The organism is Rhizobacter sp. (assembly GCF_035702065.1).
Classification (GTDB): domain Bacteria; phylum Pseudomonadota; class Gammaproteobacteria; order Burkholderiales; family Burkholderiaceae_C; genus Rhizobacter.
This window is the reverse complement of record NZ_DASSRA010000101.1, coordinates 1-5,742: the sequence shown is the minus strand read 5'-3', so window position 1 is coordinate 5,742 and position 5,742 is coordinate 1. Positions and strand designations below refer to the sequence as shown.

Sequence of the window (5,742 nt, the reverse complement as noted above, 5' to 3'; positions counted from 1 at the left end):
CGCAGGTCGGCCAGATCGAGCCCCGCGCCGCGGAAGAGGGTGCGGTAGTCGCCTTGCAGCAGACCGTCTAGACGGCGGATCACCGTCCATTCCAGGCGCCGCAGGATGGCGTCAGCTGTTGTTGCTTCGTTCGCCGGCATGGTCCGAGAGGGGGCGGTTGAACGCAGCCGAGTGGGCTGCGCTGGGGGGCAATGGCAAGGCGCGACGACGCTGCGGGCTCATGCCCGCGAGGAGGAGCAACGCGGCCAGTGCGGCCCAGCGCAGCTCAATCGGCTGCGTAGCGTTGCATCCCAAGCGGTAGCGGTGGCCGTGAGCGGAGATGTTCATAGGGTGCGGTCTGTCCAGCGGACGTGAGCGGTCAACTGCCCTCTCTCGGACTATGAGCCATGGGTTTGTCGGGCTTGGGAATCTTCTGCACGATCTTCTGGATGATCTGATCGGCCGTGAGGCCATCGGCCAGCGCCTCGTAGCTCAGCACCAGGCGGTGGCGCAGCACGTCGGCCACCAGGTCGAGCACGTCTTCGGGCAGTGCGTAGCTGCGGCCGCGCAGCATGGCCAGTGCCTTGGAACCTTCGATGAGGCTGATGGTGGCGCGCGGGCTGGCGCCGAAGTTGATGTACTTGGCCATGTCGCCCAGGCCGTGCTTGGCGGGCGTGCGCGTCGCGCCGACCAGCTTGACGGCGTACTGCACCAGCGACGGGTCGACGTAGACCTGCCGGCACTCGTGCTGCAGCTCGGCCAGCTGCGTGGTGCTGGCCATCGCCGACACGGTGACAGGCTCGCCGGTGACGCGTCCGACGATCACGAACTCTTCTTCCTCGCTCGGGTAGTCGACCAGCACCTTCATCATGAAGCGGTCGACCTGCGCCTCGGGCAGCGGGTAGGTGCCTTCGGTCTCGATCGGGTTCTGCGTGGCCATCACCAGGAAGGGCGAGGGCACCTTGTGCGTCTCGCCAGCGATGGTGACCTGCCGCTCCTGCATTACCTCGAGCAGGGCGCTCTGCACCTTGGCCGGTGCGCGGTTGATCTCGTCAGCCAGCAGCAGGTTGGCGAACACCGGTCCGAGCGAGGTGGCGAACTCGCCTGTCTTCTGGTTGTAGATGCGCGTACCGACCAGGTCGGCCGGCACCAGGTCGGGCGTGAACTGGATACGCTTGAAACTGCCGCGCAAGGTGGTGGCCAGGGTCTTGACGGTGATGGTCTTGGCCAGGCCGGGCACGCCTTCCACCAGCAGGTGGCCCTGGGCCAGCATGGCCACCATCACGCGCTCGAGGAAGCGGTCCTGGCCGACGACGACACGCTTGACCTCATAGAGGATCTGCTCCATCAGCGTGGCGGTGGGGCTGGTTTCCGGTGTGCTCATGTTGGCTCTCAGTCAGAAGGGCGGCATGCCGGCGGCATTGGCAGCGTTCTCGATGGGTACAGCAAAACCGATGCCGATGAAGGTGCGTTGCTCCGACGGGTTGAGGATGGCGGTGACGACCCCCACCACCGCCCCGTCCATGGTGACCAGCGGGCCGCCCGAGTTGCCCGGGTTGGCAGCGGCGTCGAACTGGATCAGGTTGGTCAGCTTGCGCGCGCCCTGCGGCGAGCGGAACTCGCGCTTCAGGCCCGAGACCACGCCACCCGACACCGAGGGCCCGATGCCGAAGGGGAAGCCGACGGCGATCACCTCGTCGCCCGGCATCAGGTCACCGGTGGAGCGCATGGTGGCGGCCTGCAGGTCGTCGGGGATGGTCTTGGCGCGCAGCACGGCCAGGTCGTTCTCCGGCTGCAGGCCGATGATGGCGGCTTCGGACTCGCTGCCGTCGGCAAAAGTGACCTTCAACCGCCGTGAGCCTGACACCACGTGCAGGTTGGTGAGGATGGTGCCGTTGTCGACGATCACCACGCCGCTGCCGGTGGCGTGCTTGGCACGCGAAGGCGGGTCGGGGGTGTCTTTCTTCCTGGGCTTGGCCGTGGGTGGCGGGGGTGGGGCGTCGTCGATCTCGTCGTCGCCCTCCACCAGCACCACCGAGGGTGCGACAGCCGCGTAGGCCTTGGCATAGGCCGAGGGCAGGGGTTCCTTTTCGAGCGAACGGCGCACCGAGGCGTCGATGTCGCGCTGGGTGAGCACATTGGCCGGCGGCATCAAGGCCCGGCTGGAGAGAGCGCCCAGCAGCACCAGCAGGCTGCCGATGGCCAAGCCCCAGGCGATGCGCCGGTAGCGGCCCGGCGGCTTGCGCGCGGCCTGCGTGGGGGCGGCCTCGGCGGCGGGCGCAGGTTGGGGCGACGGCACCGGGGCCTGTCGCGGCGAGCGGCTGTAAAGCGGAGCCTTTCTCATGCCTGCCACCTCCGGCGAATGGGGCGTTGAATGGGGCGTTCTGGCGGGAGCCGCAGCCGCGGGGCAAACACCGGCCGGCGACATGCACACCGTATCACGCCGGCCGCTTCTGTGCACGGCCAAGGCATGATGCCGCCATGCTCTGGATCGACACACACTGTCACCTCGACGCCCCCGAATTCGAACCCGACCGCGCTGACGTGGTGGACCGTGCGCGCACATCCGGCGTGGGCCAGCTGGTGCTGCCTGCGGTAGCGCGCAGCAACTTCGGCACGGTGCGCGATCTGGCGCATGAACATGGCTTCGCTTATGCGCTGGGCATCCACCCCTTGTGCGTGAACGAGGCTGCTGAGAGCGACCTCGCCGCCCTGCGCGATGCGCTGATCGCCCACCGCGACGACCCACATCTGGTGGCCGTGGGGGAGATCGGGCTCGACCACTTCGTGCCCGGCCTTGACCAGCCCAAGGCCCAGCACTTCTTTGCCGAGCAGTTGAAGCTCGCCCGCGACGCCGGCCTGCCGGTGATCGTGCACGTGCGCCGCTCGGCCGACGCCTTGCTCAAGCACCTGCGCCGTATTCCGGTGCGCGGCATTGCACACGCGTTCAACGGCAGCGACCAGCAGGCGCAGACCTTTGTCGATCTGGGCTTCAAGCTCGGTTTCGGCGGAGCGATGACCTTCGACCGCGCCTTGCAGATCCGCCGCATCGCGCAGCAGGTGCCGGCCGAGGCGCTGGTGCTGGAGACCGACGCGCCCGACATCCCGCCGCACTGGCTGTACCGCACGGCCGAGCAGCGCGCGGCGGGTGAGGTGTCGCGCAACGAGCCTGCCGAGCTGCCGCGCATTGCCGCCACGCTGGCCGAGCTGCGTGGTTGGAGCCTCGAACAGACCGCGCGGCAGACAGGCGCCAACGCCCACGCCGCGTTGCCCCGGCTGGCGGCTCTGTCAAACTTGCGCGCTTGATGCTTGCCCCCGAACCCGTTGCCCCCGCACCGCTGCTCCAAGGCCTGGGCCCGGTGCTCGCGCCCCACACCCGGCTGGTCGTGCTGGGCAGCTTCCCGAGCGTGGCTTCGTTGCAGGCCGGCGAGTACTACGCCCACCCGCGCAACCAGTTCTGGCCGCTGCTCTCGGCGCTGTGGGGCACTGACTTGCGCACGCTGCCCTACCGTGAGCGACTAGAGGAGGTGCTGCGCCGCGGCCTGGGCATCTGGGACGTGTACGCCCATTGCCGCCGCGAAGGCAGTCTCGACTGCGCCATCCAGGACGCCGAGTTCAACGACCTGGCCAGCTTGAAACTGCGCGCCCCGCAGCTCCAAGTCATCGCCCACAACGGCGGCGAATCGGCGCGCGCCATGCGCTTCACCGGCTCGCTCGGCGTGACCGTGCTGCGCCTGCCGTCCACCAGCCCCGCCCATGCCTCGTGGAGCTTCGAGCGCAAGCTGTCGGCCTGGCACGAGGCCTTTGTTACCTGCGGGATTGCATGAAAAAGCCGATCGAGATGGCGCCAGCCACACTGTCCGAGTTCGAGGGCGTGCGCTACCTGCACCTGGGCACGCCCTGGGTGCAAGGCGCCATGCGCGTGCGCAAGCCACACACCATCGAGCTCGACTACGTGCAACGCATGATGGTGTGGATGCTGTTCCGCGAAGGCGGCAAGCTCACCAAGGGGCACGCGGTGCAGCTGGGCCTGGGCTCGGCTGCCATCACGCGCTTTTGCCACCGCAACCTGCGCATGAAGACCACTGCGGTGGAGCTCAACCCGACTGTCATCGACGCCTGCCGCATCTGGTTCCATCTGCCGGCCGACGACGCGCGCCTGACCGTGTTGAACATGGATGCCGCCGAGTACGTGGCCGATGCGTCGCACGCGGAGACCGCCGACGTGCTCAACGTGGACCTCTACGACCACGATGCCGCCAGCCCCGTGCTCGACGACCAGAGCTTCTACGACGCCTGCCGTCGCCTGCTGGCCGATGGAGGCGTGATGACGGTCAACCTCTTCGGCCGCGACGCGAGCTTCGAGCAGAGCGCGCGCCGCATTGCGACGGCCTTCGGTGCGTCGTCGGTGCTCACGCTGCGCCCGACGAAAGAAGGCAACACGGTTGTCGTGGCAGTGAAGAACCTTACTTTTCCTGACCGCGACTTGCTTGCTGCGCGCGCTGAAAACATTGAAACTCGGTTCGGCCTGCCTGCGCGCAAATGGTTGCGCATGATCCGTGCCTTGCCCGAGGGCCTGCTCACGCCCACGCCCACACCATGACCACCGCCGATCCCCAAGCCAAGCCCCCCAGGCCCGCCAAGCCGGCAACCACGCACCCGGCCGGCCGGCTCGACTGGAAGCGCCTGCTGCGCTGGCTGCTCGAAGACGGCATCATCAGCGTGGCCAACTACGAGCAGACTTCGCACCGCTTCGCCGCCGGGCAGAGCGCGCAGCACCCGCTGCTGCGCCTGGCCAAGGCCGAGCTGATGAACGCCAAGAGCGGCAAGCCGCTCGACCTCGACACCCTCACCGAGTGGCTGGCCGGCCACTGCGGCCTGCCCTACATGCGCATCGACCCGCTCAAGGTCGATGTGGGGCGCGTGGCCGACGTGATGTCGATCACCTACGCCGAACGCCGCCGCGCGTTGCCGTTGCAGTTCGGCCTCAACGAAGTCACCGTCGCCACCAGCGAACCCTTCGATCTGGGGTGGGTGCCCGAGATCGAGGCGCACACGCGCAAGGCGCTCAAGATGGTGGTGGCCAACCCGGTGGACGTGGCGCGCTTCACTACCGAGTTCTACACATTGCAGCGCTCGGTGCGCGCCGCCATCAAGACCGGCGAGATGGCCGCCACCGCGAGCTTCGAGCAACTGGTGGAGCTGGGCCGCAGCAACAAGCAGCTCGACGCGAACGACCAGGGCGTGGTGCAGGTGGTCGACTGGCTGTGGCAATACGCCTTCGACCAGCGCGCGAGCGACATCCACCTCGAGCCGCGGCGCGACCTCTCGGTGATTCGCTTCCGCATCGACGGCGTGATGCACACCGTCTACCAGCTGCCGCCCGGCGTGATGAACGCGATGATCGCCCGCGTGAAGCTGCTCGGCCGCATGGACGTGGTCGAGAAGCGCCGCCCGCTCGATGGCCGCATCAAGACGCGCAACCCGCAGGGCGATGAAGTGGAGATGCGCTTGTCCACACTGCCCACCGCCTTCGGCGAGAAGATGGTGATGCGGATCTTCGACCCCGACACCACCGTCAAGCAGCTCGATGCGCTCGGCTTCGGCTCGCACGATGCGCAGCGCTGGGAGTCGCTCGTGACGCGGGCGCACGGCATCATCCTCGTGACCGGGCCCACCGGCTCAGGCAAGACCACCACGCTCTACTCCACGCTGCGCCGCCTGGCCACCGACGAGGTGAACGTCTGCACCATCGAAGACCCG

General features: G+C 68.0%; 6 protein-coding genes and 1 pseudogene. 4 read left to right on the top strand and 3 right to left on the bottom strand.

Features of this window, described 5'->3' with window-relative positions; genetic code table 11:
• The 3 genes and pseudogenes from VFL64_RS04665 to VFL64_RS04655 all read right to left on the bottom strand — a co-directional run.
• A pseudogene (locus VFL64_RS04665) lies at positions 1–167 on the bottom strand (DUF58 domain-containing protein); the annotation flags it as partial.
• Between the two features lie 191 nt (positions 168–358).
• Positions 359–1,363: an AAA family ATPase gene (locus tag VFL64_RS04660; protein ID WP_489539218.1), complete on the bottom strand. Its 1,005-nt coding sequence runs from the start codon at positions 1,361–1,363 to the stop codon at positions 359–361.
• 12 nt (positions 1,364–1,375) lie between these two features.
• Positions 1,376–2,323: a S1C family serine protease gene (locus VFL64_RS04655; RefSeq protein ID WP_489539217.1), complete on the bottom strand. Its 948-nt coding sequence runs from the start codon at positions 2,321–2,323 to the stop codon at positions 1,376–1,378.
• 137 nt (positions 2,324–2,460) lie between these two features.
• On the opposite strand from VFL64_RS04655, the gene VFL64_RS04650 reads away from it, so the two are divergent.
• The 4 genes from VFL64_RS04650 to VFL64_RS04635 all read left to right on the top strand — a co-directional run.
• A complete protein-coding gene (locus VFL64_RS04650; RefSeq protein WP_489539216.1) occupies positions 2,461–3,285 on the top strand; it encodes a TatD family hydrolase in 825 nt (274 codons plus the stop codon).
• The gene (locus VFL64_RS04645) at positions 3,285–3,806 is read left to right on the top strand and encodes a DNA-deoxyinosine glycosylase (protein ID WP_489539215.1); all 522 of its coding nucleotides are present in this window, start codon (positions 3,285–3,287) and stop codon (positions 3,804–3,806) included. Before VFL64_RS04650 ends, VFL64_RS04645 begins: the two co-directional genes overlap by 1 nt.
• A complete protein-coding gene (locus VFL64_RS04640) occupies positions 3,803–4,582 on the top strand; it encodes a spermine/spermidine synthase domain-containing protein (protein ID WP_489539214.1) in 780 nt (259 codons plus the stop codon). The genes VFL64_RS04645 and VFL64_RS04640 overlap by 4 nt, the downstream gene beginning before the upstream one ends.
• Positions 4,579–5,742 (top strand): GspE/PulE family protein (locus VFL64_RS04635; protein ID WP_489539213.1); only part of this gene is annotated, 1,164 nt, incomplete at its 3' end. The genes VFL64_RS04640 and VFL64_RS04635, both read left to right, overlap by 4 nt.